Source organism: Kineococcus terrestris (assembly GCF_041020755.1).
In the GTDB taxonomy this organism is placed as follows: Bacteria; Actinomycetota; Actinomycetes; order Actinomycetales; family Kineococcaceae; genus Kineococcus; species Kineococcus terrestris.
In genome coordinates, this window is sequence record NZ_JBEUEI010000017.1 from 24717 (window position 1) to 50592 (window position 25876).

General features: G+C 77.5%; 27 protein-coding genes and 3 tRNA genes. 18 read left to right on the plus strand and 12 right to left on the minus strand.

Features of this window, described 5'->3' with window-relative positions; translation table 11 throughout:
• Nucleotides 1–31: 31 nt before the first annotated feature.
• The 3 genes from AB8M62_RS11890 to gcvT all read left to right on the plus strand — a co-directional run bounded on the left by AB8M62_RS11890 (nucleotide 32) and on the right by gcvT (nucleotide 2752).
• The gene (locus tag AB8M62_RS11890; protein ID WP_369054499.1) at nucleotides 32–712 is read left to right on the plus strand and encodes a response regulator; all 681 of its coding nucleotides are present in this window, start codon (nucleotides 32–34) and stop codon (nucleotides 710–712) included.
• A complete protein-coding gene (locus AB8M62_RS11895; protein WP_369069687.1) occupies nucleotides 709–1542 on the plus strand; it encodes a DUF4097 family beta strand repeat-containing protein in 834 nt (277 codons plus the stop codon). The genes AB8M62_RS11890 and AB8M62_RS11895 overlap by 4 nt, the downstream gene beginning before the upstream one ends.
• A 94-nt stretch (nucleotides 1543–1636) precedes the next feature.
• Nucleotides 1637–2752: a glycine cleavage system aminomethyltransferase GcvT gene (gcvT, locus tag AB8M62_RS11900; RefSeq protein ID WP_369069688.1), complete on the plus strand. Its 1116-nt coding sequence runs from the start codon at nucleotides 1637–1639 to the stop codon at nucleotides 2750–2752.
• A gap of 12 nt (nucleotides 2753–2764) precedes the next feature.
• On the opposite strand, the gene AB8M62_RS11905 is transcribed toward gcvT, so the two are convergent.
• Together AB8M62_RS11905 and AB8M62_RS11910 are read right to left on the minus strand one after the other, a co-directional pair.
• Nucleotides 2765–3325 (minus strand): Clp protease N-terminal domain-containing protein, encoded by a 561-nt coding sequence (locus AB8M62_RS11905; protein ID WP_369054418.1) that lies wholly within the window; start codon nucleotides 3323–3325, stop codon nucleotides 2765–2767.
• A gap of 27 nt (nucleotides 3326–3352) precedes the next feature.
• Nucleotides 3353–3580 carry a hypothetical protein gene (locus AB8M62_RS11910; RefSeq protein WP_369054419.1) on the minus strand — a complete coding sequence of 76 codons (228 nt, stop codon included), beginning with the start codon at nucleotides 3578–3580 and terminating at the stop codon, nucleotides 3353–3355.
• Between the two features lie 97 nt (nucleotides 3581–3677).
• Between AB8M62_RS11910 and AB8M62_RS11915 the strand changes: the two genes are divergently transcribed.
• The 4 genes from AB8M62_RS11915 (at nucleotide 3678) to purM (ending at nucleotide 7260) form a co-directional block, all read left to right on the plus strand.
• A complete protein-coding gene (locus AB8M62_RS11915; protein WP_369054421.1) occupies nucleotides 3678–4094 on the plus strand; it encodes a sterol carrier family protein in 417 nt (138 codons plus the stop codon).
• Nucleotides 4091–4561, plus strand: a complete 471-nt coding sequence (locus AB8M62_RS11920; RefSeq protein ID WP_369054422.1) for a hypothetical protein — start codon at nucleotides 4091–4093, stop codon at nucleotides 4559–4561. Before AB8M62_RS11915 ends, AB8M62_RS11920 begins: the two co-directional genes overlap by 4 nt.
• 63 nt (nucleotides 4562–4624) lie before the next feature.
• Nucleotides 4625–6169, plus strand: coding sequence for an amidophosphoribosyltransferase (gene purF / locus AB8M62_RS11925; protein ID WP_369054424.1), 1545 nt, complete (start codon nucleotides 4625–4627; stop codon nucleotides 6167–6169).
• Nucleotides 6166–7260 (plus strand): phosphoribosylformylglycinamidine cyclo-ligase, encoded by a 1095-nt coding sequence (gene purM, locus AB8M62_RS11930; protein WP_369069689.1) that lies wholly within the window; start codon nucleotides 6166–6168, stop codon nucleotides 7258–7260. Before purF ends, purM begins: the two co-directional genes overlap by 4 nt.
• A 69-nt stretch (nucleotides 7261–7329) precedes the next feature.
• On the opposite strand, the gene AB8M62_RS11935 is transcribed toward purM, so the two are convergent.
• Nucleotides 7330–7566: a DUF3073 domain-containing protein gene (locus AB8M62_RS11935; protein WP_369069690.1), complete on the minus strand. Its 237-nt coding sequence runs from the start codon at nucleotides 7564–7566 to the stop codon at nucleotides 7330–7332.
• Between the two features lie 212 nt (nucleotides 7567–7778).
• On the opposite strand from AB8M62_RS11935, the gene xylB reads away from it, so the two are divergent.
• The gene (gene xylB, locus AB8M62_RS11940; protein WP_369069691.1) at nucleotides 7779–9182 is read left to right on the plus strand and encodes a xylulokinase; all 1404 of its coding nucleotides are present in this window, start codon (nucleotides 7779–7781) and stop codon (nucleotides 9180–9182) included.
• A gap of 6 nt (nucleotides 9183–9188) precedes the next feature.
• Here xylB and AB8M62_RS11945 read toward each other — a convergent pair whose 3' ends face one another.
• From AB8M62_RS11945 to AB8M62_RS11965, 5 genes are all read right to left on the minus strand, one after another.
• A complete protein-coding gene (locus tag AB8M62_RS11945) occupies nucleotides 9189–9500 on the minus strand; it encodes a hypothetical protein (protein ID WP_369069693.1) in 312 nt (103 codons plus the stop codon).
• An 89-nt stretch (nucleotides 9501–9589) separates the two neighbouring features.
• Nucleotides 9590–9662: transfer RNA gene (locus AB8M62_RS11950), tRNA-Phe, on the minus strand.
• Between the two features lie 30 nt (nucleotides 9663–9692).
• Nucleotides 9693–9766: transfer RNA gene (locus AB8M62_RS11955), tRNA-Asp, on the minus strand.
• 112 nt (nucleotides 9767–9878) lie between these two features.
• Nucleotides 9879–9951: transfer RNA gene (locus AB8M62_RS11960), tRNA-Glu, on the minus strand.
• Between the two features lie 108 nt (nucleotides 9952–10059).
• Nucleotides 10060–11169, minus strand: coding sequence for a DNA topoisomerase IB (locus tag AB8M62_RS11965; protein WP_369054431.1), 1110 nt, complete (start codon nucleotides 11167–11169; stop codon nucleotides 10060–10062).
• Nucleotides 11170–11257: 88 nt separating this feature from the next.
• Here AB8M62_RS11965 and AB8M62_RS11970 point away from each other — a divergent pair, with 88 nt between their 5' ends.
• The 4 genes from AB8M62_RS11970 (at nucleotide 11258) to AB8M62_RS11985 (ending at nucleotide 14966) form a co-directional block, all read left to right on the plus strand.
• On the plus strand, nucleotides 11258–12289 hold the full coding sequence (locus AB8M62_RS11970; RefSeq protein WP_369054500.1) for a PHP domain-containing protein: 1032 nt from the start codon (nucleotides 11258–11260) through the stop codon (nucleotides 12287–12289).
• 27 nt (nucleotides 12290–12316) lie between these two features.
• Nucleotides 12317–13102 (plus strand): class I SAM-dependent methyltransferase, encoded by a 786-nt coding sequence (locus AB8M62_RS11975; RefSeq protein ID WP_369069694.1) that lies wholly within the window; start codon nucleotides 12317–12319, stop codon nucleotides 13100–13102.
• A 225-nt stretch (nucleotides 13103–13327) separates the two neighbouring features.
• Nucleotides 13328–13867: a VanZ family protein gene (locus tag AB8M62_RS11980; protein ID WP_369054434.1), complete on the plus strand. Its 540-nt coding sequence runs from the start codon at nucleotides 13328–13330 to the stop codon at nucleotides 13865–13867.
• A gap of 4 nt (nucleotides 13868–13871) precedes the next feature.
• Nucleotides 13872–14966: an SDR family NAD(P)-dependent oxidoreductase gene (locus AB8M62_RS11985; RefSeq protein ID WP_369069695.1), complete on the plus strand. Its 1095-nt coding sequence runs from the start codon at nucleotides 13872–13874 to the stop codon at nucleotides 14964–14966.
• A gap of 28 nt (nucleotides 14967–14994) precedes the next feature.
• On the opposite strand, the gene AB8M62_RS11990 is transcribed toward AB8M62_RS11985, so the two are convergent.
• Genes AB8M62_RS11990 through AB8M62_RS12000 form a run of 3 tightly spaced genes read right to left on the minus strand, consistent with a single transcriptional unit; the run spans nucleotide 14995 to nucleotide 18075 of the window.
• Nucleotides 14995–15285, minus strand: coding sequence for a hypothetical protein (locus AB8M62_RS11990; RefSeq protein WP_369054436.1), 291 nt, complete (start codon nucleotides 15283–15285; stop codon nucleotides 14995–14997).
• 55 nt (nucleotides 15286–15340) lie between these two features.
• Nucleotides 15341–17380 carry an acyl-CoA dehydrogenase family protein gene (locus tag AB8M62_RS11995; protein ID WP_369069696.1) on the minus strand — a complete coding sequence of 680 codons (2040 nt, stop codon included), beginning with the start codon at nucleotides 17378–17380 and terminating at the stop codon, nucleotides 15341–15343.
• Complete coding sequence (locus AB8M62_RS12000) at nucleotides 17377–18075, minus strand: TetR/AcrR family transcriptional regulator (RefSeq protein WP_369054439.1); 699 nt, start codon at nucleotides 18073–18075, stop codon at nucleotides 17377–17379. Before AB8M62_RS12000 ends, AB8M62_RS11995 begins: the two co-directional genes overlap by 4 nt.
• A gap of 90 nt (nucleotides 18076–18165) precedes the next feature.
• Between AB8M62_RS12000 and AB8M62_RS12005 the strand changes: the two genes are divergently transcribed.
• The 4 genes from AB8M62_RS12005 to dprE2 are packed head-to-tail and all read left to right on the plus strand — an operon-like array spanning nucleotide 18166 to nucleotide 22530.
• Nucleotides 18166–19479: an acetyl-CoA C-acetyltransferase gene (locus AB8M62_RS12005; RefSeq protein ID WP_369069698.1), complete on the plus strand. Its 1314-nt coding sequence runs from the start codon at nucleotides 18166–18168 to the stop codon at nucleotides 19477–19479.
• Nucleotides 19480–19520: 41 nt separating this feature from the next.
• Nucleotides 19521–20831 carry a 3-oxoacyl-ACP reductase gene (locus AB8M62_RS12010; protein ID WP_369069699.1) on the plus strand — a complete coding sequence of 437 codons (1311 nt, stop codon included), beginning with the start codon at nucleotides 19521–19523 and terminating at the stop codon, nucleotides 20829–20831.
• A gap of 1 nt (nucleotide 20832) precedes the next feature.
• The gene (locus tag AB8M62_RS12015; protein ID WP_369069700.1) at nucleotides 20833–21741 is read left to right on the plus strand and encodes a MaoC/PaaZ C-terminal domain-containing protein; all 909 of its coding nucleotides are present in this window, start codon (nucleotides 20833–20835) and stop codon (nucleotides 21739–21741) included.
• A 39-nt stretch (nucleotides 21742–21780) separates the two neighbouring features.
• On the plus strand, nucleotides 21781–22530 hold the full coding sequence (gene dprE2 / locus AB8M62_RS12020; RefSeq protein WP_369069701.1) for a decaprenylphospho-beta-D-erythro-pentofuranosid-2-ulose 2-reductase: 750 nt from the start codon (nucleotides 21781–21783) through the stop codon (nucleotides 22528–22530).
• Between the two features lie 10 nt (nucleotides 22531–22540).
• Here dprE2 and AB8M62_RS12025 read toward each other — a convergent pair whose 3' ends face one another.
• A complete protein-coding gene (locus tag AB8M62_RS12025; protein WP_369069702.1) occupies nucleotides 22541–23095 on the minus strand; it encodes a hypothetical protein in 555 nt (184 codons plus the stop codon).
• A gap of 628 nt (nucleotides 23096–23723) precedes the next feature.
• On the opposite strand from AB8M62_RS12025, the gene AB8M62_RS12030 reads away from it, so the two are divergent.
• Complete coding sequence (locus AB8M62_RS12030) at nucleotides 23724–24515, plus strand: SDR family NAD(P)-dependent oxidoreductase (RefSeq protein WP_369069703.1); 792 nt, start codon at nucleotides 23724–23726, stop codon at nucleotides 24513–24515.
• A 23-nt stretch (nucleotides 24516–24538) separates the two neighbouring features.
• On the plus strand, nucleotides 24539–25876 hold the full coding sequence (locus tag AB8M62_RS12035; RefSeq protein ID WP_369069704.1) for an MFS transporter: 1338 nt from the start codon (nucleotides 24539–24541) through the stop codon (nucleotides 25874–25876).

Here is a 25876-nt window from a genome sequence, read left to right on the forward strand (position 1 = left end):
CGCCGTGAGCCCCGTGGACGCCGCGAGCGCCCTGCGCGTCGTGCTCGCCGAGGACTCCGTCCTGCTGCGCGAGGGCCTGGTGCAGCTGCTGCGCGCCGAGGGCGTCGACGTGGTCGCCGCCGTCGGCGACGCCGAGGAGGCGCTGCGCGCCGTCGCCCGCCACGAGCCCGACCTGGCCCTGTTCGACGTGCGGATGCCGCCCACCTTCACCGACGAGGGCCTGCGCGCCGCGCTCGTCGTGCGCGAGCAGCACCCCGGCACGGCCGTGCTCGTGCTCTCGCAGTACGTCGAGGAGCGCTACGCCGCCGACCTGCTCGGCGGCCGCGCCCGCGGCGTCGGCTACCTGCTCAAGGACCGCGTCGGCGACGTGGAGGAGTTCCTCGACGCCCTGCACCGCGTGGCCGCCGGCGGCACCGCCGTCGACCCCGAGGTCGTCGCCCAGCTCCTCTCGCGCGCCCGCCGCGACGACCCCCTGGAGGGCCTGACCCCCCGCGAGCTGGAGGTCCTGGCGCTCATGGCCGAGGGACGCTCCAACACCGCCGTCGCCGCCCGCCTCGTCGTCAGCGACAAGGCCGTCGAGAAGCACGTGTCCAGCATCTTCGCCAAGCTCGGCCTCGCCCCCGCCGGCGAGGACCACCGGCGCGTCCTCGCCGTGCTGCGCCACCTCGAGGCCGCCGCCCACCCCGCCCCGCCGTCCCGGAGGACCCCGTGAGCGCCCCCACGCAGCCCCTGACCCTCGACGTGCCGCCGCGACCGCCGTCGCCGCCGCGGCGCGGGGGAGCTGTGCGCGCGGTCACCGCCGCCGTCGCGGCCGTCCTCGTCGCCGGTGGCGCGCTCAGCGTCCTGGGGTCGATGACGGCCGTGCGCGAGCAGCGCACCGACACCTTCACCGGGCCCGTCACCGCCGTCGTCGTCAGCACCGGCACGGGCGACGTGCAGGTGAGCGCCGACGCCGGCGTGGCCGGCGTCGGGGTCGCCCGCGTCACGACGACCACCGTCAGCGGCTGGTCGCAGGCCGACGCGCGCGCCGAGCTGCGCGACGGCGTGCTGGACCTGCGCGGCGCCTGCTCGCGCGGCGGCTGGCCCGGCCGCTGCTCCACGGACTTCGACGTCGTCGTGCCCGCCGGGGTCGAGGTGCGCCTGGACACCGGCACGGGCGAGCAGCGGCTGACGGGCGCGTTCGCCGCCGTCGTCTCCGAGGCCGGCACGGGCAGCCTGCGCTGGCGCGGCGCCGACGGCGGCCGCCTCGACGCCGAGGCCGGCACGGGCTCCGTCACCGTCACCGGCGCGCTGGACGACGTGCGCGTGGACGCCGGCACGGGCGACGTGCGCCTGGAGCTGGACGCCGCGCCGGGCAGCGTCGACGTGCGCACCAGCACCGGCGACGCCGACGTGCTGGTCCCCGACGACGGCACCGCCTACGCGGCCGAGGTCAGCGCCGGGACCGGCGGCGAGCGCGTCGACGTGCCCGTCGACCCCTCCGCCGACCGCCGCGTCCTCGTCAGCACCGGCACCGGCGACGCCCGCCTCTCCCACCGCTGAGCCCGCCGCTGAGGCCACCCCTGAGCCCACCGCTGGCCCCCGGCCGCGCCTGTGGGACGGTGGCGCCCCGCACGGCCGACGAGGGGAGCCCGCCGTGAGCCGACGCTCACCGCTGCACGACGTCCACACCGAGCTCGGAGCGGCCTTCACCGACTTCGCCGGCTGGTCGATGCCCGTGCGCTACGCCTCCGACCTCGCCGAGCACCGCGCGGTGCGCGCCACCGCCGGCGTCTTCGACCTGTCCCACATGGGCGAGCTGCGCGTCAGCGGCCCCGGCGCCGGCGCGGCCCTGGACGCCACCCTCGTCGGGCGCCCCTCCGGCATGGCCGTGGGCCGCGCCGCCTACGGGATGCTCACCGCCGAGGACGGCGGCGTGGTCGACGACCTCGTCACCTACCGCACCGGCGAGGAGGACTTCCTCGTCGTCGCCAACGCCTCCAACGTCGACGCCGTCGCCGCCGCGCTGCGCGAGCGCGCCGCCGGCCACGACGCCCGCGTCACCGACGAGACCGCCGCGACCGCGCTGGTGGCCGTGCAGGGGCCGACGTCCGCGCTCGCCGTCGGCGAGGTCGTCGAGCTGGCCGACGGCGGCGACCTGGCGGACCTGCGCTACTACCGCTGCGCGCCCGCCCGGCTGCGCACCGCCGACGGCGCGCTGGACGTCCTGCTGGCGCGCACCGGCTACACCGGCGAGGACGGGTTCGAGGTCTTCGCGCCCGCCGAGCGCGCCGTCGAGGCCTGGTCGGCGCTGCTGGCCGCCGGCCGCGCCCACGACGCCGTCCCCTGCGGGCTGGCGTGCCGGGACACCCTGCGCCTGGAGGCCGGCATGCCCCTGTACGGGCACGAGCTGACCCGCGGGGTCGACCCCTACGCGGCGCGCCTGGGCCGCGTGGTGAAGCTGGACAAGCCCGACGGCTTCCCCGGCCGCGAGGCGCTGGAGCGCCTCGCGGGCACTACGCCGCAGCGCCTGCTGGTGGGCCTGCGCGGTGAGGGCCGGCGCGCGCCGCGCCAGGGCTACGACGTCCTGGCCGGCGACGAGGTGGTCGGCGTCGTCACCAGCGGCGCGCTGTCCCCGACGCTGGGTCACCCCGTCGCCATGGCGTACGTCGACACCGCCCGCAGCGACGTCGGGACGGCGCTGGCGGTGGACGTGCGGGGTCGCCCCGAGCCCGTCGAGGTCGTCGAGCTGCCCTTCTACCGCCGTTCCTGAGGCCGGGCGGGCTCAGGCGGAGCGGCGCAGGGCCTCGACGACGGCGGAGCGGGCGCTGTCGGCGTCCAGGGGCACGCCCGTGGCCGCCAGGGCGTCCCGCGCCCGGCCGCCCGGCGCGCGCAGCAGGCCGAGCAGCAGGTGTTCCGTGCCGATGTAGTTGTGCCGCAGGTCCAGCGCGGCCCGCAGCGACTCCTCCAGAGCCTTCTTCGCGGGGCGGGTGAACGGGAGGTGCCCGGTCAGCCGGCCGAGCAGGCCGCGGCGGCGGCCGGCGGGCCGCTCGAGCGCGCCGGGGCCGAACACCTCCTCCGCCCGCCGGCGCACGGCGTCCAGGTCCACGCCCAGGGCGCGCAGCGCCTCGGCGTCCTCCTGCGGCCCCCCGCGCTGCGCCAACCGCTCGCGCAGGCGGCCGGGGTCGGCGCCCGCGGCGCGCAGGACGTCGGCGCCGACACCGCCGACGTGCAGCAGGGCCAGCAGCAGGTGGTCGTCGCCGACCTCCCGGTGGCCGAGCTCGCGGGCGACCTCCTGGGCGTCGACGACGGCGGCGCGGGCCCGCCGGGTGAAGCGCTCGAACACGGTGTCCTCCTCGTGGGGCTGGTGGGTCTAGCGGTGATCGGGCCGGTCGTCGCCGGAGTGCTTGCGGTGCACGGCCTGCTTGGACACCCCCAGGCCCGCGGCGATGTCCGCCCAGGACCAGCCGAGGTCGCGGGCGCGCCGCACCTGCAGGCGCTCGAGCTGCTCGGTCAGGCGCCGCAGCGCGGCGACGGCGCGCAGGCCCACGGCGGGGTCCGGGTCGGTGCCGGCGGTGACGAGGGGGTCCGGGTCGGCCATGCGTCATCATGTGTTGACGGCCCGGCATCTGTCAACACTTGTTGACGGTCGCGCCGGTGCGGGAGCGGCGCGCCCGGGCCGGTGCGAGCATCGGCGCGTGCCACCCCGCCGCCGCACCGACCCCGCCGCCGGCCGCGAGGCCCTGGACGCGGCGCTCGCCGCCCTCGACGCCGGCCGGGTCGCGCCCCGGCCGGTCCTCGCCACCGCCGTGCGCTGGTCGCTGGAGGAGCTGGCCGAGCGCCACCCCGGCCGCAGCGTGGAGGTGCGCGTGCCGCCGTTCGCCGCCGTCCAGGTCCTCGAGGGCCCCCGGCACACCCGCGGCACCCCGCCGGCCGTCGTGGAGGTCGACCCCGCCACCTGGCTGCGCCTGGCCGCCGGCCGCGAGGGGTTCGAGGCGGCCCGCGCCGCCGGGCGGGTGCGGGCCAGCGGCGTGCGCGCCGACCTCAGCGGCCTGCTGCCGCTGGTACCCGGCCCGGCGGCACCGGCCGGCGACGACGTACCGTCGTCGCCGTGAGCGAGTCCCAGCGCGAGCCCCGCGACCCGGCCACCGGCGGCACCGCCACCGGGGACGACGCCGTCGAGGTCGTCCCCGCCGGTGAGCCCGCCACCGGGGCGGCGGTCACCGGCGCGACGGCCGCGAGCACGACGCCCGCGGACGCGACCTCCGCCGGCCCCGCCGCGGAGGAGGCCCCGGACGCGGCCCCCGACGACCCCGAGACCACCCGGTTCGTCGAGGTCACCCGCCGCCGCGCGCCCCGCTACCGCTCGTTCGTCCTGACGGGCGTGGTCCTCGCCTTCCTCGTGTCGGCCGTCGTCGCCGTCGTCACGCCCGCGCAGGCCGGGTACTCCCAGCAGTCCCTGTTCGGGTACCTGTTCGTCTCCCTGGGCATCCTGCTGGCGCTGCTCGGCGGCCTGGCGGCGGTCCTGCTCGAGCGCCGCCGCACCCCGCGCGGGGCCTCCCGCCGCTCGCGCCGGAGCTGAACCGCGAGGGGGCCGCCGGGGGGCCGGGCGACCGGCCGGCCCGGGCGCGTGTGCCACACTCGAGTGGTGGCCCGCGGTGACGGACGTCTGAACCACGACCTGCTCCCCGGCGAGAAGGGGCCCCAGGACGCCTGCGGCGTCTTCGGCGTGTGGGCACCCGGCGAGGACGTGTCCAAGCTCGCCTTCTACGGGCTGTACGCCCTGCAGCACCGCGGCCAGGAGGCCGCCGGCATCGCCGTGAGCAACGGCGAGCAGATCCTCGTCTTCAAGGACGTCGGCCTGGTCTCCCAGGTGTTCGACGAGGCGGCGCTGGAGTCGCTGCAGGGCCACATCGCCGTCGGCCACGCGCGCTACTCCACCACCGGCGGCAGCACGTGGGAGAACGCCCAGCCGACGCTCGGCGACACCGCCGGCGGCACCGTGGCCCTCGCCCACAACGGCAACCTCACCAACTCCTTCGAGCTGCGCGAGCTGCTGGCCGACCGCCAGGCCGGCCGCCCGCGCGCCACGACGTGGCGCGCCTCGCGCACCGAGCTGGCGCGCGGCAACACCACCGACACCGCCATCCTCACCGCGCTGTTCGCCGGCGACCCCGACCACACCCTCGAGGCGACCGCGCTGGAGGTCCTGCCGCACGCGCAGGGCGCCTTCAGCCTCGTGTTCATGGACGAGGACACCCTGTACGCCGCTCGCGACCCGCACGGCATCCGCCCGCTGGTCCTGGGCCGCCTCGACCGCGGCTGGGTGGTGGCCTCCGAGACGGCGGCGCTGGACATCGTCGGCGCCAGCTTCGTGCGCGAGGTCGAGCCCGGTGAGCTCATCGCGGTCGACGCCGACGGCCTGCGCTCCAGCCGCTTCGCGCCGGCCCAGCCCAAGGGCTGCGTCTTCGAGTACGTCTACCTGGCCCGCCCCGACACCAGCATCAACGGCAAGGTGGTGCAGGAGGCGCGCGTGGAGATGGGCCGCACCCTGGCCCGCGAGCACCCCGTCGAGGCCGACCTGGTCATCCCGACGCCGGAGTCCGGCACGCCCGCCGCGATCGGCTACGCGGAGGAGTCCGGCATCCCCTACGGGCAGGGCCTGGTCAAGAACTCCTACGTGGGCCGCACGTTCATCCAGCCCAGCCAGACCATCCGCCAGCTCGGCATCCGGCTCAAGCTGAACCCGCTCAAGCACGTCGTGCAGGGCAAGCGGCTCGTCGTCGTCGACGACTCGATCGTGCGCGGCAACACCCAGCGCGCCCTCATCCGGATGCTGCGCGAGGCCGGCGCCGCCGAGGTCCACGTGCGGATCAGCTCCCCGCCGGTGACGTGGCCGTGCTTCTACGGCATCGACTTCGCCACCCGGGCCGAGCTCATCGCCACGGGCCTGGGCGTGGACGACGTGCGCCAGAGCATCGGCGCGGACTCCCTGGGCTACATCTCCACCGAGGGGATGATCGCCGCGACCGACCAGCCCGCCCCGACGCTGTGCACGGCGTGCTTCAGCGGCAGCTACCCGGTGCCGCTGCCCGACGTGGACCGCCTGGGCAAGCACGCGCTGGAGGCGCCGCGCATCCCGATCACGCCCGTGGTCTCCTCGCGCGCCACCCGGGGGGCGCAGCAGTGAGCGCCCCCGGCACCACCTACGCCGCCGCCGGCGTCGACGTCGTGGCCGGCGACCGCGCCGTGGAGCTGATGAAGGCCTCCGTGGCCCGCACCCACGGGCCGGGCGTCGTCGGCGGGTTCGGCGGGTTCGCCGGCCTGTACGACGTCAGCGCCCTCAAGGCCTACCGCCGCCCGCTGCTGGCCACCAGCACCGACGGCGTGGGCACCAAGGTCGCCGTCGCGCAGGCCGTCGACAAGCACGACACCGTCGGGCAGGACCTCGTCGGCATGGTCGTCGACGACATCGTCGTGTGCGGCGCGACGCCGCTGTTCATGACCGACTACATCGCCTGCGGCAAGGTCGTGCCCGAGCGCACGGCGGCGCTGGTGGCGGGCATCGCCCGCGCCTGCGAGGAGGCCGGTGTGGCGCTCGTGGGCGGGGAGACCGCCGAGCACCCCGGCCTGCTGGGCGCCGACGAGTACGACCTGGCCGGCGCGGTGACCGGCGCGGTCGAGGCCGACGAGCTGCTGGGCGCCGAGCGGGTGCGCGCTGGCGACGTGCTGGTGGCGATGGCCTCCTCGGGCCTGCACTCCAACGGCTACTCGCTGGTGCGGCGCGTCTTCGCCGACGCCGGCTGGTCCTACGACCGGCACGTGGACGACTTCGGCCGCACGCTGGGCGAGGAGCTGCTGGAGCCGACGCGCCTGTACGCGCGCCCCGCGCTGGCCGCCGTCGCCGGCGGCGGGGTGCGGGCGATGAGCCACGTCACGGGCGGCGGGCTGGCCGCCAACCTGGCCCGGTGCCTGCCGGAGGGCGTGACCGCCGAGGTGGACCGCGCGACGTGGACGCCGGGCGCGGTGTTCGCCGCCGTCCGCGACCTGGGCCGCGTCCCCGCCGACGACCTGGAGCGCACCCTGAACCTCGGGGTGGGCATGGTCGCCGTCGTGGCGCCGGACGCGGTGGACCGCGTGGTGGCCGCGCTGGAGGGGGACGGGATCCCGTCGTGGGTGTGCGGTGAGGTCCGCGAGCGCCGTCCCGAGGACGGGGACAGCAACGGCAAGGGAGTCGCCGGGGGCGTGACCCTGCTGCGGGGTTCCCACCAGGGGTGGTGACACCTCAGCGCGAGGTCGCGCGCCCGACGACTCCCGAGCGGTGGATCGTCCTGCCGGAGACCGGAGGGGTCAGGCGCGACGCTTGGTCGCCCAGTCCTCGTAGTCGTCCTCGGCGGAGTACTGCGACCAGTCCTCGTCGGACTGCTCGTCGTCCGTCTCCGGCACCGGAGGAGCCGGGGGCCCCTGGCGGTACGGGTCAGGCCCGTGCAGCTCGCGTTGCAGCGCGTTGTAGTCGGTCTGCGGGCTGAAGTACTTCAGCTGCCGAGCGACCTTCGTCTGCTTGGCCTTCTGACGGCCGCGCCCCATGGCGTCGACCCCCTCGCGCGTCGGCCGGGGCAGGCTGAGCGCGCCCCGGAGTCACTGTCATCTCTCCGTGCCCTCAACGGTACATGCCCGCGAGAGCTTCCGGCATCCCGGTCGCGGCGCACCGGCCCGGACGGAGCACCGCCCCCGTGTGGCGTGCGTCACTCGCGCGTCCGCGGTCGGTGCGCCCGCGGCCGTCTGGTTGGCTGTGCGCCATGCCGACGGTGGCCGGGATCGACTCCTCGACGCAGTCCTGCAAGGTCGTCGTGCGCGACGCGACGAGCGGCGCGCTGCTGCGCAGCGGGACCGCCAAGCACCCCGCGGGGACGGAGGTGGACCCCGCCGAGTGGGAGAGCGCTCTCGAGCGCGCCGTCGCCGACGCCGGGGGCCTGGAGGACGTCGACGCGCTCGCGGTCGGCGCCCAGCAGCACGGCTCGGTCCTGCTGGACGAGGCCGGCGCGGTGGTGCGCCCGACGCTGCTGTGGAACGACGGGCGCTCCGCCGGTGCCGCCGAGGACCTGACCACCGAGCTGGGCGGGCCCGGGGCGTGGGCCGAGCAGGTCGGCAGCGTCCTCGTGGCCTCCTTCACGATCACCAAGCTGCGCTGGGTCGCCGAGCACGAGCCGGACGCCGCGCGCCGCACCGCCGCCGTCTGCCTGCCCCACGACTGGCTGACCCACCGCCTCGCCGGCGGCGGGGACCGGCTGGTCACCGACCGCGGCGACGCCAGCGGCACCGGCTACTGGGACCCGGCCGCGGGCACCTACCGGCACGACCTGCTGGAGCGGGCCTTCGGCTCCCGCCCGCGGCTGCCCGACGTCCTCGGGCCGGCCGAGCGGGCCGGTGAGACGTCCTCGCCGCTGACCCGCGGGGCCGTCCTGGGGCCCGGGACGGGCGACAACATGGCCGCCGCCCTCGGGGTCGGCGCCCGCACCGGCGACGTCGTGGTGTCCATCGGGACCTCGGGGGTCGTCAGCGCCGTCAGCGACACCCCCACCCGCGACGCCAGCGGCCTGGTCGCCGGCTTCGCCGACGCGACCGGCCGGTACCTGCCGCTGGTGTGCACGCTGAACGCGGCGCGCGTCTTGGACGCCGCGGCCGCGCTGCTCGGCGTCGACCACGCCGAGCTGTCCCGGCTGGCGCTGTCCGCGCCCGCCGGCTCCGGCGGGCTGGTCCTCGTGCCCTACCTGGAGGGCGAGCGCACCCCCGTGCGGCCGGACAGCACCGGCGCCCTGCACGGGCTGACCCTGGCCACCAGCACGCCCGCCCACCTGGCCCGCGCCACCGTGGAGGGCCTGCTGTGCGGGCTGGCGGACGGGCTGGACGCCCTCGTCGCGCAGGGCGTGGCCGTCGAGCGCGTGGTGCTGGTGGGCGGCGGGGCGCGCTCGGAGGCCGTGCGCCGCCTGGCCCCGGCCGTCCTGGGCCGGCCCGTGGTGGTGCCGGAGCCCGGCGAGTACGTCGCCGACGGCGCCGCGCGGCAGGCCGCGTGGGTCCTGGCCGGCGGGGACGCCCCGCCGGCGTGGGAGCTGACGGCGTCCAGCACGTACGAGGCCGACCCGCTGCCGGCGGTGCGCGAGCGCTACGCGCAGGTGCGCGACCTCACCGCGACGCGCGCCTGAACCGGCTCAGGCGCTGAGCCGGTCGCCGACCGCGGCCAGCCCCGCGGCGGTCGCGGTCGTCGTCAGGACCGCCGGCCAGGGCCCGGTGCGCCGGGCCAGCGGGTGCGAGGCGCCCACGAGCGCCACCGTGCCGAGGGCGAGGGCCGCCGCGAGGGCGGGGGAGCGGCGCGACCAGCGCGGTACGGCCTGCACGAGGCCGGCGGCCAGCGCCACCCCCGCCAGCGGGCGGGCGCCGGTGCGGCGGCCGACGACGTAGCCGGCGAGGACGGCCGAGGGCACGACGACGGCGGTGGGCAGGTCGGCGGGGGAGGTGGGCACGCGGCGACGCTACCCGCGCCGGCGCCCAGGACGAGTGCCGGGAACGACGAAGGCCCCTCCTGCGGAGGGGCCTCGGGGTGGTGCGGCGGTGGCCAGGAGCGGGGTCGAACCGCTGACCTTCCGATTTTCAGTCGGACGCTCTACCAACTGAGCTACCTGGCCGTGCCGGGCCGGTGGAACCGGCACGACGAGCGACCCCGACGGGACTCGAACCCGCGACCTCCGCCGTGACAGGGCGGCGCGCTAACCAACTGCGCTACGGGGCCTCAGAGAGACCGGACTTGCTGGTCCTGCTGGCTTGCGGGGACAACCTTACCCGGTCGCGGGGAGTGCTCGTGACACCCCTCGCCCGTCCGGGTGCCGGACGACCCGCTCGCGTACCCCCAACGGGATTCGAACCCGTGCTACCGCCTTGAAAGGGCGGCGTCCTAGGCCGCTAGACGATGAGGGCGGGACGCGCACCTGCCCCGCGGCGGACCGCCGGGAAGGCCCGCCCAGCATAGGGGCTGGCGCACCGCGGTGCTCGGGCGGCGGGTCCGGCGGGCGGTCCCGCGGGGGGTCAGGCGGCGGTCGTCGTCCCGGGCCCGCCCGTCGCCGCGGCCGCGGCCTCCTCGGCGGTCGCCTCGCTCAGCAGGGGCGTGCCGCTGACGGGCTCCTCGCGCAGCAGCGCCTGCACGGCCCGCTCGACACCGCCGTGGGTGGCCGGGTGGCCGAAGGAGGCGCCCTCGCCGAGCAGCCGCAGCGCCGGCTCGATCGTCACGCCGTCGTCGAACAGGTCGATCACCCGCGGGTCGATGTAGCTGCTGCGGGCCACCGACGGCGTGTTGCCCAGGTACTCCGAGACCTCCGCGCAGGCGCGCGTCACCGCCCGCTTCTTCGCCGTCGCGCTGGTCGCGGCGGGCACCGAGACCGCGAGGGCGACGGCCGCGAGCACGGTGGCGTGCCAGGTGCGGAAGTCCTTGGCGGACACGTCCGGGCCGACGACCTCGTGCAGGTAGGCGTTGACGTCGGCGCTGGTGACGTCGTGCCAGCGGCCGCCCTCCTTCCACGCCAGCAGGTCGTCCCCGCCGCCGCGGCGGCGCTTGAGGCTGCGCACGACCTCGCGCACCGCCGGGTCGGAGACCACGAGGTGGCGGTCCTTGCCGGACTTGGCGACGTAGGAGAAGACGAGGTCGTCGCCGCGCTGGTGCACGTGCTCCTTGCGCAGCGTCGCCAGCCCGTAGGAGCCGTTCTCGTCCGCGTAGCTCTCCCCGCCCACCCGGAAGAACCCCAGGTCCAGCAGGCGGAACGCCGCGGCCAGCACCCGCTCGCGCGGCATCCCCGGCAGGGCGAGGTGCCGCTCGACGACCTCGCGGGCGGCGGGCAGGTGGTCGGCGACCTCGAGGACGCGCTCGTGCTTGGCGCGGTCCTGCCGCCGGCGCCACTCCTCGTGGTAGCGGTACTGGCGCCGGCCGCGGTCGTCGGTGCCGACGGCCTGCAGGTGGCCGTTGGGGAACGGGCAGATCCACACGTCCCGGTAGGCGGGCGGGATCGCGATGGCGTCGATGCGCGCGATGACGTCCGGGTCGGCGATGAGCTCGCCGCGGGTGTCGTGGTACGACCAGCCGCGCCCGCGCCGCCGGCGGGTGAAGCCGGGCGACGAGCTGGACACGCGGCGCAGGCGGGGCACCCTGCGATGGTGCAGAGTCGGCCCGTCCGGCGCACCTCGGGACCGGCAGTGCGCGACCGGTGGGAGGGAGCGGGCGGTGGAGCTCCCGCTGGAGCCCGTGCGGGCGCTGCGGCGCACCGCGTTCCTGCTGGAGCGCTCGCGCGCCGACACCCACCGGGTGCGCGCGTTCCGCCGCGCCGCGGACGTCCTGGCGGCGCTGGAGCCGGGGGAGCTGGAGCGCCGGCTGGCCGACGGCACCCTCACCGCGCTGGCCGGTGTCGGCCCCGCGTCGGCGGCCGTGGCCGGCGAGGCCGCCGCGGGCCGCGTGCCCGAGCGGCTGCGGCGGCTGGAGGAGGGGGCCGGGCCGCTGGCGAGCGGCGGCGAGGAGCTGCGCGCCGCGCTGCGCGGGGACCTGCACGCCCACACCGACGCCAGCGACGGCGGCAGCCCGCTGGCCGAGACGGCGACGACCGCCCGGGAGCTGGGCCACGAGTACCTGGCCGTCACCGACCACTCCGCCCGGCTGCGCGTGGCGCGCGGGCTGTCCCGCGAGCGCCGCGAGCGCCAGCTGGAGGAGGTCGCCGCCCTGGCCGCGCCGCTGGCGCCGTTCCGGCTCCTGGCGGGCATCGAGGTCGACGTGCTGGCGGACGGCTCGCTGGACTGCGAGGACGACGTGCTGGCCCGCCTGGACGTCGTGGTCGCCTCCGTGCACTCGGGGCTGCGCTCCCCGGCGGAGGCGATGACCCGCCGGCTGCTGGCGGCCGTGCGCGGCGGCGGGGTGGACGTGCTGGGCCACTGCACCGGCCGGCTGCTCACGGGTGGGCACGGCGGCGCCGGACCGGGCGGGCGCCCGCCCAGCGCGTTCGACGCCGACGCCGTGTTCGCCGCCTGCGCCGAGCGCGGGGTGGCCGTGGAGGTGAACTGCCGGCCGGAGCGGCTGGACCCGCCGCGGGCGCTGCTGCGGCGGGCGGTGGCGGCCGGGTGCCTGTTCGCGGTGAGCACGGACGCGCACGCGCCCGGTCAGCTGGACTGGCAGGCGTACGGCTGCGCGCGGGCGCAGGAGTGCGGGGTGCCGGCCGAGCGGGTCGTCAACACCTGGCCGGTCGAGCGCCTGCTGGCCTGGACGAGGAGCCACCGCTGAGAAGCGTTCGCAGCTAGGCTCGGGAGGGTGGACGCCGGAGCAGCGCGCTGGTTCCAGGACGCCGCGGCCTTCGACCGCCTGTCCGCCGCGCTGTGGGACCCGGTGTCGGCGGCGGCCGTGGCCGACGCGGCACCCCGCGCGGGGGAGGTGGTCCTCGACGCCTGCGCCGGTGCCGGGGCCGCCTCCGTCCTCCTGGCGCGGGCCGTCGGCCCCGGCGGCCGCGTGGACGCCGTCGACCTGTCCGCGCCGCTCGTCGCGCTGACCGCCGGGCGGGCGCGCGACCTGCCCGCCCTGCGCGCCCACCACGCCGACGTCCTCGCCTTCGGCGACGAGGGCGCCTACGACCTCGTCGTCTGCGTCCTCGGGATCTTCTTCCTGCCCGACCTCGACGCCGCGGGCCGGCACCTGCTCACCCGGGCCCGCCCCGGCGGGCGCCTGTGCGTGGGCGTGTGGGCCGAGGGGGCGCTCACGGAGCTCGTGCAGCCGCTGGCCGCCGCGGCGGCGCGCGCCCGGGGCGAGGAATCACCCCGACCGCAGCCGCTGGCGCACGCGCTGGGCACCGAGGAGGCGCTGGCCGCGTGGGCGGCCGCGGTGGGCGTCCAGGACCCGGTCGTGCGGCGGCACCCGGCCCGCCTGGTGGTCACCCCGGCCACCGTGCGCGACGCCGCCGCCGGCACGGCCGCCGGCGCGCTGCTGGACGGCCTGCCCGCGGCCACCGCGCGGGAGGTCGTGGAGGAGGCCGCCGCGGCGGCGCTCGAGCCGCGCGGGGCCGACGCCACGACGCTCGTCGTCGTCGGGACGCGCGCCGGGTAGGTGACCGCCCCCTCCGCGCAGCGGGGTCTCGCGGTCGTCGTCCGCGGCCGGTCCACCGCGGTGCTCGATCCCCTCCGCGACCTGGACCCGGAGGTCGCGTCGGACCTCGCCGCGGCGCGGGCGCGGGAGCCCGCGGCAGACCCGGCCCGGCAGGTCCTGGTTCCGCGCGTCCGGCCGGCCGAGCCTGGTGCCTCCCGTTGCGCCGCACGAGGGGGCTGAGCCACCGTGACCGACCGCACCGACCCGCCGCGCCGGTCCGCGCCGGTGCGCTCGGCGGGACCCGCCGGCCTGCTCGTGCTCGCGCTCGTCGGCGCCGCAGCGGTCACCCTGCGACCGGTCGGCGACGGCTGGTCGTGGGGCGCGCCGGTGGCGGAGGTCGCCTGGTACCTCGGCGGTCTCGGGTCCCCGGCGACGCTCCGGCAGCTGGTCGGCAACGTCCTCCTGCTGGCACCGGCGGCCGCGGGCGCCGTGCTCCTCGCGCCGCGGCTGGGGACGGCGCGGCTGCTCGTGCCGCTCGCGCTGGGTGCGGCGTCGTCGATCGAGCTGCTCCAGCGGGTGCTCCCGCTCGGGCGCGTGGTGTCGCCGGCGGACGCCGTCCTCAACGCCGCGGGCGCGGTCCTCGCGGGTCTGGTGGTGCGTCGTGCCGTCGCGCGCCGGCGGTCGCGGCCCGCGTCCCGGGCGGAGGACCCGCGGCCGGCCGGGGGGGTCCGCGGATCAGCGGACAGGGCGGCCCTGGCTGGGGGCACCTCGTCCCGCGCAGGCTGACCGCGTGACGGACACCCAGCGAACCCGCCAGGTCGACGAGGACGGACCCGACCCCCGGTCGTCGCGCGCGGGTCCCACCCGCCGCTCGCTGCTGCGGCTGGCCGCGCTGGGGGTCGTGGGCGCCGCCGGGTTCGGCGCCGGGCGGGTCACCGCCCCGGGCGCGGAGCTGCCGGACTGGACCGCGGCCGACGTCCCGTCGCAGGCGGGGCGGCGCGCGGTCGTGACCGGGGGGAACGGCTACCCGCGCGACGGCCGCAGCGGGCTCGGCTACCACGAGGCGCTCGCCCTCGCGGTGGCCGGCGCCGACGTCGTCATCGCCTCGCGCGACGGGCGGCGCGGGGCGGAGGCCGTGCGCAGGATCCGGGCGGCGGCCCCGGGCGCGGCCGTCCGCTTCGAGACGCTCGACCTGACGGACCTCGGCTCGGTCGCCGCGTTCGTCACCCGGCTCGAGGACACCGGGGACCGCCTCGACCTGCTGGTCAACAACGCCGGCGTCCAGGGACGCCTGGAGCGGGAGGAGGTGGCCGACGGCACCGAGCGGGTCTTCGCGACCAACGCGCGCGGTCCCTTCGCGCTCACCGCTCGGCTGCGGCCGCTGCTGCGGGCCGCGGAGGCGCCGCGCGTCGTGTGGACGTCGAGCTCGCGGGTGGGGCCGGTCGACGTCGACGACCTGCAGCTGGAGCGGTCCTACGACCACGGCGCGGCCTACGAGGCCACCAAGCTCGGCGCCCTGCTCACGGCCTTCGAGCTCCAGCGGCGCAGCACGGCCGGGGGCTGGGGGATCACGAGCACCGCGGTCCACCCCGGGGTGAGCCGGACGAACATCGTGCTGGACGGCCCGGGACCGGACTCCCCCGAGGGCCTGCGGTTCCGGTTCGTCCGCCCGCTGTGGCAGGACCCGGCCGTCGGCGCCCTGCCCGCCCTGTACGCCGCGACCTCCCCGCTGGCCGCCGGGGGCGCCTACTACGGCCCGAAGGAGCTGGGCGGGCTGAGGGGCCTGCCCGGGTTCGCGGTGGTGCCGGAGGCGGCGCGGGACCCCGACCTGGCCGCCCGGTACTGGGGGGTGATGGAGGACCTGGCCGGGGTGTCCTCCTCCTGAGGCGCCGGTGCGCGGGCCGGGCGGGGGGCTAACCGGCGAGGTCCGGCCCGGCGGCCCGCCCGTCGTCGCGGGCCTCCGCGGGTCCGGGCAGCAGGGCGATCCCGAGGGCGGCGAGGAGCTGGACGACGTCGGCGCGGTCCAGCCGCACGGTGCTCACGCACCGCTCGTCCTGCCAGGTGGACAGCACGACCCGGTCGTCGTCCGGGTGGGCGGTCACCCGCAGGGCGCGGCCGGGGCGGTCGCGGTCGACGACCACGCCGGCGCGCACGGGCAGGCGCGCGGGCGGCCGCGGCTCGTCCTCGACGCCGGCGGGTTCCACCCGTCGAGGATGCCCCCGCCCGGGCGCGGCGTCGAGCGCCCGGACGGGGCCCGCGCTACGCCGGGGCGTCCGCGCCCCGCCCGGTGGGCACCAGCGAGGAGGCCAGCCACGCGTCGGGGATCCCGAAACCCGCCAGCAGGGTGTCCACGTGCGGGCGCAGGCCGCGGCAGGCGGCGTTCACGGCGTGGGTGAGGGCCTTGGCGTGGGCGGACGTCATCCGCCGGTGCTGCAGGTACCAGCCCTTCTCCTGCTCCAGCAGCGCCAGCACGTGCAGGTCCAGGACCCGCCCCAGCAGCGCGGCCACCGCCGGGTCCTCCGCGCGCACCACGGCCGCGGCGAACGCGTCGGCGACGACCCGGTCGGTGTGCGCGCGGGCCGCCAGCAGCAGGTGGTCGTTGAGGTCGTCCAGCGCGGTGAACGCCTCCTCGGCCGGGCGCTGGCGCGCGCGGCGCACCCGCTTGGCCAGCGACTCCACGACGTGCTGCTCGCGCTCGGCGAGCATCCGCAGCTGCCACTCGCGGTCGTGCAGCTCGTCGCCGGCGCGGCCGCTGGAGACGATGTCGGCGACCAGCGAGCGCGCCGGGCTGCGCCCCGCGATCGTCGTCACGAGGTCGCGCGTGGCGAAGCGCGCCATCCCCAGGGTGTCCAGGTCGTTGAACTGCTGCGCGTAGGACGTCAGCAGCCCCTTGGCGACCAGCTGCGACAGGACGGTGTTGTCGCCCTCGAACGTGGTGAACACGTCGGTGTCGGCCTTCAGCTGCGGCAGGCGGCTGCTGGACAGGTACCCGTGGCCGCCGCACGCCTCCCGGCACGTCTGGATCGTGCGGGTCGCGTGCCAGGTGGAGGCCACCTTCATCGCCGCGGCCAGGCCCTCGAACGCGCGCTGGCGGGCGGGTTCGACCTCCCGGCCGGCCAGCTGCACGCGCAGCAGCTCGTCCATCTCGCCCATCAGCTCGTCCTGGGCGAAGCTCAGCGCGTACGTGGCGGCCAGCGGCACCAGCAGCCGGCGCTGGTGGGCCAGGTAGTCCAGCAGCAGCACCTCCTCGCCGCTGCCGCCGTCGGCGGCGCTGGGGCGGGCGAACTGCCGGCGCTCCCCGGCGTAGCGCAGCGCGATCGTCAGCGCGACCTTCGTCTGGCTGATCGCGCCGCCGGAGACGCTGACGCGACCCTTCACGAGCGCGCCGAGCATGGTGAAGAACCGCGAGGCCGCGCTGGCGACCGGGCTGGAGTAGGTGCCGTCGGGGGCGACCTGCGCGTAGCGGTCCAGGAGGTTCTCGCGCGGCACCCGCACGGCGTCGAAGGACAGCCGGCCGTTGTCGACGCCGTTCAGGCCCATCTTGGGCCCGTCGTCCTCGCGGTGGACGCCGGGCGCGGGAGCGCCGTCGACGACCAGCGGCACGAGGAACGCGTGGACGCCGCGGCGCTCGCCGCCGGTGATCAGCTGCGCGAACACGACGGCGACCTCGGCGTCCTCGGCGGCGCCGCCGACGTAGTCCTTGCGCGCCGAGGGGTCCGGGGTGTGGACGACGAACTCCCGCGTCGCCGGGTCGTAGGTGGCGGTGGTGCGCAGGGAGGCGACGTCGGAGCCGTGCCCGGTCTCGGTCATCGCGAAGCAGCCGCGCAGCTCCAGGCGCAGCAGGCGGGGCAGCAGCTCGGCGTGGTGGCGCTCGGTGCCCAGGGCCTGCACGGCGCCGCCGAACAGGCCCCACTGCACCCCGGACTTGATCATCAGGGAGGCGTCGGCGAACCCGAGCATCTCGAACTGCGCCACCTGGGCGCCGGGCGCGTCGGCGCCGCCGTACCGGGAGGAGAAACCCTGCTCGTGCCCGCCGATCCCGGCGATGCGGCGCAGCCGTTCGCGGGTGAGGTCGCGCACCTGCGCGGTGCTCAGGTGGTCGACCGGGGCGAAGAAGTCCAGCGGGACGGTGCGGCGGAACTCCTCGCGGACGTCGGCGAACCGGCCGTCGAGGAACCGGCGCAGTTCCCCGGGGTCGACGGGCAGCGGCGGGGCGGGTTCCGGCGCGAGGACCGCGGCGGCGGGCGCGTCGGGCGCTGCCGGGGCGGGGGTGGTCACGGGCACGTCGGTGGTCGTCATCGGTCCTCCTGCGGTGCGGCGCGGGTGCTGTCCAGGAACGTCGCCAGCCCGCCCCAGGCGAGGTCGGTCAGCTCGCGGGCGACGGCGTCGGCGTCGGGGCGGTCGGGGGTGGAGATCCAGCGGTCGGCGGCGGCGCGGATCATCGCGACGACGCCGTGGGCCAGGACGTCGGTGGCCACCGAGGTGGACCCGGCGGCGCGCAGGTGGGCGGTGATCGTGGTGGCGGTCTCGTCGGCGACGACCCCGGTCAGGTGCTGGACGGGGTCGCGCTGGGCGGGGCGGTCCAGGAACGGGTGCGAGACGACGAACCGGTAGACCTCCGGGTCCTTCTCCACCAGCCGCAGGTACGTGGTGACGATGGCGGCCAGGCCCTCGCGGGGAGAGCCGGCCGCGGCCACGGCCGCGCGCAGCTCGCGCACGATGCGCCGGTTCACCCGGCTGGCCACCGCGAGGTAGAGGTCCTCCTTGTCGGAGAAGTGCCGGTACAGCACCGTCTTGCTCGTGCCGGCCTCGGCGGCCAGGTCGTCCATGCCGATGCCCGCGCCGCGCCGGGTGATGGCGCGCAGCGCGGCGGTGACCAGCTCCTCGCGGCGGGCGCGGCGGTGCTCGGCCCAGCGGGTGCGGCGCCCGTCCGCCCTCGCGGGCGCTGCGGGCGCGGGCGGCGGGGCGACGGCGGTGTCGGGAGCGGCGTCCACGTCTCGACGGTACCCGCTCCACCGGGTATCCGGTACCCGAAGTACCTGTTAGCTTGGTCGGGTTCACGCCGCGCTCGACGAGGAGGCCCCGTGCCCGACCGCCCCGCCCCCCGACCGGTGCGCCGCGCCGCGATCGTCGGGGGCAACCGCACGCCCTTCGTCCGCGCCGGCCGCGCCTACGCGCGGGCCTCCGCGCAGGACCTCATGACCGCCGCCCTCGACGGCCTCGTCGCCCGGTACGGGCTGGCCGGCGAGCGCCTGGGCGAGGTCGTCGGCGGCGCGGTCCTGCGCCACAGCCGCGACCTGAACATCACCCGCGAGGCGCTGCTGTCCACGGCGCTCGACCCGGCCACGCCCGCCCACGACGTCTCCCAGGCGTGCGCGACGAGCCTGCAGGCGGCCGTCACCGTCGCGAACAAGATCGCCCTCGGGCAGGTCGAGGCGGGGATCGCGGCCGGCGCCGACAGCGCCAGCGACGCCCCGATCGCCGTCGACGAGGGGCTGCGGCGCGTCCTGCTGGAGCTGTCGCGCGCCCGCACGCCCGCCGCGAAGCTCAAGGCGCTGGCGGGCCTGCGCCCCGGGCAGCTGCGCCCCGCGCCGCCGCGCAACGCCGAGCCGCGCACGGGCCTGTCGATGGGCGAGCACGCCGCGCGCACCGCGCTGGAGCACCGCGTCGGGCGCGAGGAGCAGGACGCCCTGGCCCTGGCCAGCCACCGCCACCTCGCCGCGGCCTACGAGCGCGGGTTCTTCGACGACCTGCTCACCCCCTACCTCGGGGTGCGCCGCGACGACGTCCTGCGCCCGGACACCACCGCCGAGAAGCTGGCGCAGCTGCGTCCCGTCTTCGGCCGGCGCCTGGAGGAGGCGGGGGAGGGCGCGGCCACCATGACGGCCGGGAACTCCACCCCGCTCTCGGACGGTGCGGCCGCCGTCCTGCTGGCCTCCGACGAGTGGGCCGCCGAGCGCCGCCTGGACGTCCTGGCGCACCTGGTGGACGCCGAGACCGCCGCCGTCGACCACGCGCGCGGCGGCGAGGGCCTGCTGACGGCACCCGTGCACGCCGTCCCGCGCCTGCTGCGGCGCAACGGGTTGCGGCTGGAGGACTTCGACGTCGTGGAGGTCCACGAGGCGTTCGCCTCCACCGTGCTGGCGACCCTGGCCGCCTGGGAGGACGCGGAGTTCTGCCGCGACCGGCTGGGCCTGGACGGCCCGCTGGGCACCGTCGACCGCGCGCGGCTGAACGTCACGGGTTCCTCGCTGGCGACGGGGCACCCGTTCGCGGCGACCGGCGCCCGGATCCTCGCCACGACGGCCAAGCTGCTCGCCGAGCGCGGCGGCGGCCTGGCGCTGATCTCGGTCTGCGCGGCCGGCGGGCAGGGCGTGGCCGCGGTCGTGGAGCGGTGAGGGGCCCCGTGAGGACCAGGACGACGACGAGGAGGAGCGCGGTGGACGCCTCGGTGCTGCTGCAGAACCCGATCGCGGCGCGCGCCGGCGTGCCGCAGCCGCCCGCACTGCGGCGCTGGGAACCCGGGCAGGAACTGCTCACCGGGCCCGCGCTGCTGCTCGGGACGGGCGCGGCGCCGCTGCTGCCGGCCGTGCGCGGCTGGCTGCGCGCGGCCGGGGCCGCCGTGCTCGAGGAGCTGCCCGGGGAGGGGGAGCGGCTGGGCACCGTCGTCGTGGACGCGAGCGCCGCGCGCACCGTCGACGACCTGGCGGCGCTGCGCGCCCCGCTGGCCCCGGCGTTCCGGCGCCTGGCCCGCGGCGGGCGGGTGCTGCTGCTGGGGACCCCGCCGGCGCAGGCGCCCGGGGTCGAGGCCGCCGCCGTGCAGCAGGGCCTGGAGGGGTTCTCCCGCTCGCTGGGCAAGGAGACCCGCGGCGGCGCCACCGTGAACCTGCTGCGGGTGGCCGAGGGCACCGGTGACGCGCTGCGCGCCCCGCTGCTCTTCCTGGCCTCCGCGCGCGCCGCGTACGTGTCCGGGCAGGTCCTCGACGTCGCGCCCGCCCCCGGGCCGGTCGCCGACCGGCCCGTGCGCACCGCGGTCGTCACCGGTGCGGCGCAGGGCATCGGGGCCGCCACCGCCGAGGTGCTGGCCCGCGGCGGCGCGCACGTCGTGTGCGCCGACCTGGCCGCCTCGGGCGAGGCGCTGGCCGCCGTCGCCAACCGCGTCGGCGGGTCCACCCTGCACCTGGACGTCACCGCCGACGACGCCCCGCGCGTGCTGGCCGAGCACCTGGCCCGCCGCTTCGGCGGCGCCGACGTCGTCGTCCACAACGCCGGCGTCACCCGCGACCGCTCGTTCGTGAACCTCGACGACCGGGCCTGGCGGCAGGTCCTCGACGTGAACCTGCGCGCGCCGCTGCGCCTGACCGACGGGCTGCTGGCGGCCGACGGCGCGCTCGCGCCCGGCGCCCGGTTCGTGTGCCTGTCGTCGGTCAACGGGCTGGCGGGCGCGCGGGGGCAGACGAACTACGCGGCCAGCAAGGCGGGGCTCGTGGGGTTCGTGCGCGCGCAGGCCGGTCCGCTGGCCGCGCGCGGGTTCGCCGTCAACGCCGTCGCGCCGGGTTTCGTGGAGACCGCGATGACGGCCGCCATGCCGTTCGTGGCCCGCGAGGTCGCCCGGCGCGCCAGCAGCCTGCAGCAGGGCGGGCTGCCGGTGGACGTCGCCGAGGCCGTCGCGTTCCTGGCCCAGCCGGACGCCGGCGGCGTCAACGGCCAGGTCCTGCGGGTGTGCGGGCAGAACCTCGTGGGGGCCTGAGGTGAGCACCACCACCCGCACCACCGTCGCGCCGGCCCTGGCGCGCAGCTACGCCCGCTCCCTGCTGCGGCGCGGGAGCGAGCGGGCCGTCGACCTGCCCCGCACCCGCTACGTGCAGCACGGCGTGCGCGCCGACGTCGACCGCCTCGCGGCGTTCTGCCGCGAGACCGGCTCCCCGCTGCGCGACCGGCTGCCGCTGCCGTACGGGCACCTGCTGGGGTTCGGCCTGCAGGTGGACCTGCTGGTCTCCGAGCCGTTCCCGTTCCGCCTGCTGGGCCTGGTGCACGTGCACCAGCGGTTCGTGCAGCGCCGCGCGCTGCGCCTGGAGGACGGCCTGGCGGACGCGGCCGGGTTCGACGTCGCCGTGCGCGCCACCGGGATGCGCCCGCACCGGCGCGGCGCCCTCGTGGACGTCGTCACCGAGGTCCGCGCGCCCGGTGACGACCTCCTCGGCCCGGCCTCCTGGGAGGGCCGCAGCCGTTACCTGGCGCGGGGCGTGCGGGTGCCCGGTGCGCCCGCGCGCGAGGACGACCCGCTGCCGCGGCCCGAGCGCGGCGCCGTCGCGCGGTGGCGCGTGGACGCCGGTACCGGCCGGCGCTGGGCGGCGCTGAGCGGGGACGTGAACCCGATCCACCTCGCCGCCCCCGCCGCGCGGCTGTTCGGGTTCCGCCGCGCGATCGCGCACGGGATGTGGACGGCCTCGCGCAGCCTGGCCGCGCTGGACCCGCTGCCCGAGCGGGTGCGCGCCGACGTGGAGTTCGCCGCGCCGCTGCTGCTGCCGGCGGACGTCGAGCACGTCGTGGCCCGCGACGCGGACGGCTGGAGCACCGTGGTGCGCGGGCGCCCGCGCGGGGAGCGCCCGGCCCGCGTCCACCTGGTGTCCCGGGTGGAGGAGCTGCCGGCGCCCTGAGGCGTCCCGGGCGTCCCGGGGCGTGGTTGGGTGGGCCGCGTGAGCGCGACGAGCGGGACGGTGCTGCTGCTGGGCGGGCGCAGCGAGATCGGGCTGGAGGTCGCCGAGCGGCTGGTCCGCGACGGCGCGGCGGCGGTGGTGCTCGCCGCCCGGCGCAGCCACGACCTCGACGCCGAGCGCCGCCGCCTGCTCGACGCCGGTGCTCGCGAGGTCGAGGCGCTGGAGTTCGACGCCGACGACGTCGCCGCGCACGGGCCGCTGCTGGCCGACGTCGTCGCCCGGCACGGGGCCGTGGACGCCGTCGTCGCCTTCGGCGTCCTGGGCGACCAGGCGCGCGCCGAGCGCGACCCCGCGCACGCGCTGGCCGTCGTCCACACCGACTATGTCGCGCAGGTCAGCGTCCTGTCCCACCTGGCGAACCTCCTGCGCCCGCTGCGCGCCGGGCGGATCGTCGTGTTCTCCTCGATCGCCGGCTGGCGGGTGCGCCGCGCGAACTACGTCTACGGCTCCGCCAAGGCCGGCCTCGACGGCTTCGCCAGCGGCCTGGCCGACGCCCTGGCCGGCAGCGGCGTGCACCTGCTGCTGGTGCGCCCCGGGTTCGTCGTGGGCCGCATGACCACCGGCATGGACCCCGCCCCGCTGTCGAGCACCCCCGGGCAGGTCGCCGACGCCGTCGTCGCCGCCCTGCGCGCCGGCCGCGGCAGCGCCTGGGTGCCGCCGGCGCTGCAGGCGCTGGCGACGGCCATGCGCGCCACGCCGCGGCCGCTGTGGCGGCGCGCGCCGCGCTGAGCCCCGCGGGTCAGCCGGCCGCCGACGGCGGGGCGAACTCCTCGAACGCCTCGTGGCCGGGCCGGACGCTGCCGTCGGCCTCGAGGAAGTGCAGGTGCTCGGGGTGCCCGACGGGCCCGTGCTCGTCGCGGTGCAGGTCGGCGACCAGGCTGTGGTGCAGGGCGTGCACGGTGTACCCGATGCCGCGGGCGCGCAGCTGGCCGAGGGTGTACCGCATGACCTCCACGTGCCGGGCGTCGTCGCGCGCGCCCCACACGGTCTCGCTGGCGTACAGGGGTTTGCCGACCGAGTCCGCGAACGCGACGCACTCGTCGAGGTAGGCCTCGAAACCCTCCCGCGTGTGCACGTGCGTCTCCGGCCCGACGCCCTGCCACATCCAGTACGGGTGGAAGCCGAGGACGTCGCTGAGGGGTTCGGTGGCCCGCAGCGGCGCGAGGTCGGCCCAGTTGCCGATCGTCAGCGGCTGGCGCGCCCCGGCCGCCAGCACCACCCCGCGGCACCAGGTCAGCCAGCGCAGCTCGGCGGCGCGCAGCGGGCTGCCCGGGTCGTGGACGTACTCGCCCATGAGCGGCTCGTCGCGGAGGTCCCACGCCGAGGTGCTCGTAGCGCAGGTCCCACGCCCACACGCGCTCGTCGTCGGCGTGGGCGCCGACCACCTCGGTCAGGTACCGGCGGAAGATCCGCTGCACGGGCGCGACCGCGTCGCCGTCGGCGAGCGGGTCGGCGAACAGGTCGTCGGCCCGGGTCCACGCGCTCGCGTGCGGCAGCAGGTGGTCCAGCGGCACGCCGCCGAAGTCGCAGACCGGGTCGCGCCAGCGGTTGAACAGCACCGGGACCACGGCGATCCCGTGGGCGGCGAACAGGCCCAGCCCGGCGTCCAGGTTCGCCAGGAAGCGGACCGGGTCGCGCTGGAACGCCTCGTGCGAGAGCCACCAGCGGGCGGTGTCCCGCTGGGGAACGCGGCCTTGCCGCGGGCCACCTCCACGGCCGTCCGGCCGTGGTCGTGGTGCTCCCACAGGTCCAGGCCCGAGGACCCCCACGACCCGGCGTAGTTGAACCCGTGGACCTCGCGCGGCTCCACCGCGCGCCCCCTCCCGCCACCGGACGCACCGGACGCACCGGAGGCTAGCCCGGGCGCCGCCCGTCCGCGGTTCGGCGCGCGCCGCCGGCGGACGCTGCCTAGCGTGCCGCTCATGGACCTGGGGATCGCAGGACGCACCGCGCTCGTCACCGGCGCCGACTCCGGCATCGGCTGGTGCACGGCGAAGCTGCTGCTGGAGGAGGGCGCGCGCGTCGCCGTCACCGACGTGGACGCCGACCGGCTGCGCGCCGCGGCCGCCGACCTGCCCGGCGAGGTGGTCGCCGTGGCCGCCGACCTCACGGTCGCGGAGGACGTGCAGCGCCTGCACCGCGAGGTGACCGCCGCCGCCGGCGACCCCGACGTCCTCGTGCACGCCGCCGGGATCACCGGCGCGCAGGGCCTGTTCCACGAGGTCGACGAGGAGGGCTGGCGCAGCACCTTCGAGACCGACTTCTTCGCCGCCGTCCGCGTCGTGCGGGCGTTCCTGCCCGCGATGCGCTCGCGCGGGTGGGGCCGCGTCGTCCTGCTGGCCTCCGAGGACGCCGTGCAGCCCTACCCCGACGAGCTGCCGTACTGCGCCGCCAAGGCCGCCGTGCGCACGTTCGCCAAGGGGCTGTCGAAGACGTACGGCGCCGAGGGCGTGCTGGTGAACACCGTCTCGCCCGCGTTCATCGAGACGCCCATGACCGACGCGATGATGACCAAGCGCGCCGACGAGGAGGGCACGGACTTCGACGGGGCCGTCGCCGGGTTCCTGCGCGAGGAGCGCCCGTTCATCACCGCGGGCCGGCGCGGGCGCGCCGACGAGGTCGCGGCCGTCGTCGCGTTCCTGGCCTCGGAGCGGGCCAGCTTCGTCAACGGCAGCGACTACCGCGTCGACTCCGGCTCCGTCGCGACGGTGTAGCGGGTCGTGGGTACCGTGCTGCGGTGCCGACCAGTCCGGGCCTGACGGCCTCCCAGCGCCTCGACGACCTGCCGTTCACCGGCAAGCACCGCAAGCTCCTCCTCGGCTCCGGGGTGGGCTGGGCGCTGGACGCCATGGACGTCGGGCTCGTCGCCTACATCATGGTCGCCCTCACCGTGCAGTGGGGCCTGACGCCCGGGCAGCTGTCGCTGATCCCCGCGGTCGGGTTCGCGGGCATGGCGATCGGCGCGAGCCTCGGCGGTCTGCTCGCCGACCGCATCGGCCGCCGGCAGGTGTTCGCCCTCACCCTGCTGGTCTACGGGCTGGCGACGGGGGCCGCGGCGCTGTCGTGGTCGGTGGCGGCGCTGCTGGTGTTCCGGTTCGTCATCGGCCTGGGCCTGGGCGCGGAACTGCCGGTGGCCTCCACCCTCGTCAGCGAGTTCGCCCCGCGGCGCATCCGCGGCCGCGTCGTCGTGGTCCTGGAGGCGTTCTGGGCCGTGGGCTGGACGCTGGCCGCGCTCATCGGCTACCTGCTCGTGCCCGCCTCCGACGACGGCTGGCGCTGGGCGCTGGCCGTCGGCGCCGCCCCCGCGGTGTACGCGGTGGTGGTGCGCCGCGGGCTGCCGGAGTCGGTGCGGTTCCTGCTGTCCAAGGGCCGCACCGAGGAGGCCGAGCGCGTCGTCCGCGAGTTCGAGGCGTCGGCCGGCCGGGAGCGCACGGGCGAGGTGCTCGTCGAGGAGGCGCCGCCCGCCGAGCGCGCGCGCATCTGGGCGCCCGGCCTGCGCCGGCGCACCGCGGCGCTGTGGGCGGTCTGGTTCTTCGTGAACTTCAGCTACTACGGCGCGTTCACGTGGATCCCCAGCCTGCTGGTGGCCGACGGGTTCTCCGTCATCAGGTCGCTGGAGTTCACGCTGATCATCACGCTGGCGCAGCTGCCGGGGTACGCGCTGGCCGCCTGGCTCATCGAGGCGTGGGGCCGGCGCAGCACCCTGGCGACGTTCCTCGTCGGGTCCGCGGTGGCCGCGCTGGCCTACGCCAACGCGGGGACCGGCGGGCAGATCCTCGCCGCGGGGATGCTGCTGTCGTTCTTCAACCTCGGGGCGTGGGGCGCGCTGTACGCGGTGACGCCCGAGGTGTACCCGACCGCCGTGCGCGGGCGCGGTGCCGGTTCGGCCGCCGGGTTCGGGCGGATCGCCTCCATCCTCGCGCCGCTGAGCGTCCCGCTCCTGCTGAGCACCGGGGGCAGCGCTCTGGTGTTCGTCGTCTTCGGCGTCGCGTTCGTGCTCGCGGCCGCCGCGTCGCTCGCCCTGCCGGAGATGCGCGGCGCCGCCCTCGACGAGGAACCCGTCCCCGCCCGCTGA

What these genes read in the sequence shown, in the direction of transcription:
- AB8M62_RS11910 (WP_369054419.1), bottom strand. Translation starts at nt 3,580, where the DNA reads ATGGCCGACCCGGACCCCCTCGTCACCGCCGGCACCGACCCGGACCCC.
- AB8M62_RS11935 (WP_369069690.1), bottom strand. Translation starts at nt 7,566, where the DNA reads ATGGGGCGCGGCCGTCAGAAGGCCAAGCAGACGAAGGTCGCTCGGCAG.
- xylB (WP_369069691.1), top strand. Translation starts at nt 7,779, where the DNA reads ATGCCGACGGTGGCCGGGATCGACTCCTCGACGCAGTCCTGCAAGGTC.
- AB8M62_RS11995 (WP_369069696.1), bottom strand. Translation starts at nt 17,380, where the DNA reads ATGACGACCACCGACGTGCCCGTGACCACCCCCGCCCCGGCAGCGCCC.
- AB8M62_RS12025 (WP_369069702.1), bottom strand. Translation starts at nt 23,095, where the DNA reads ATGGGCGAGTACGTCCACGACCCGGGCAGCCCGCTGCGCGCCGCCGAG.
- AB8M62_RS12030 (WP_369069703.1), top strand. Translation starts at nt 23,724, where the DNA reads ATGGACCTGGGGATCGCAGGACGCACCGCGCTCGTCACCGGCGCCGAC.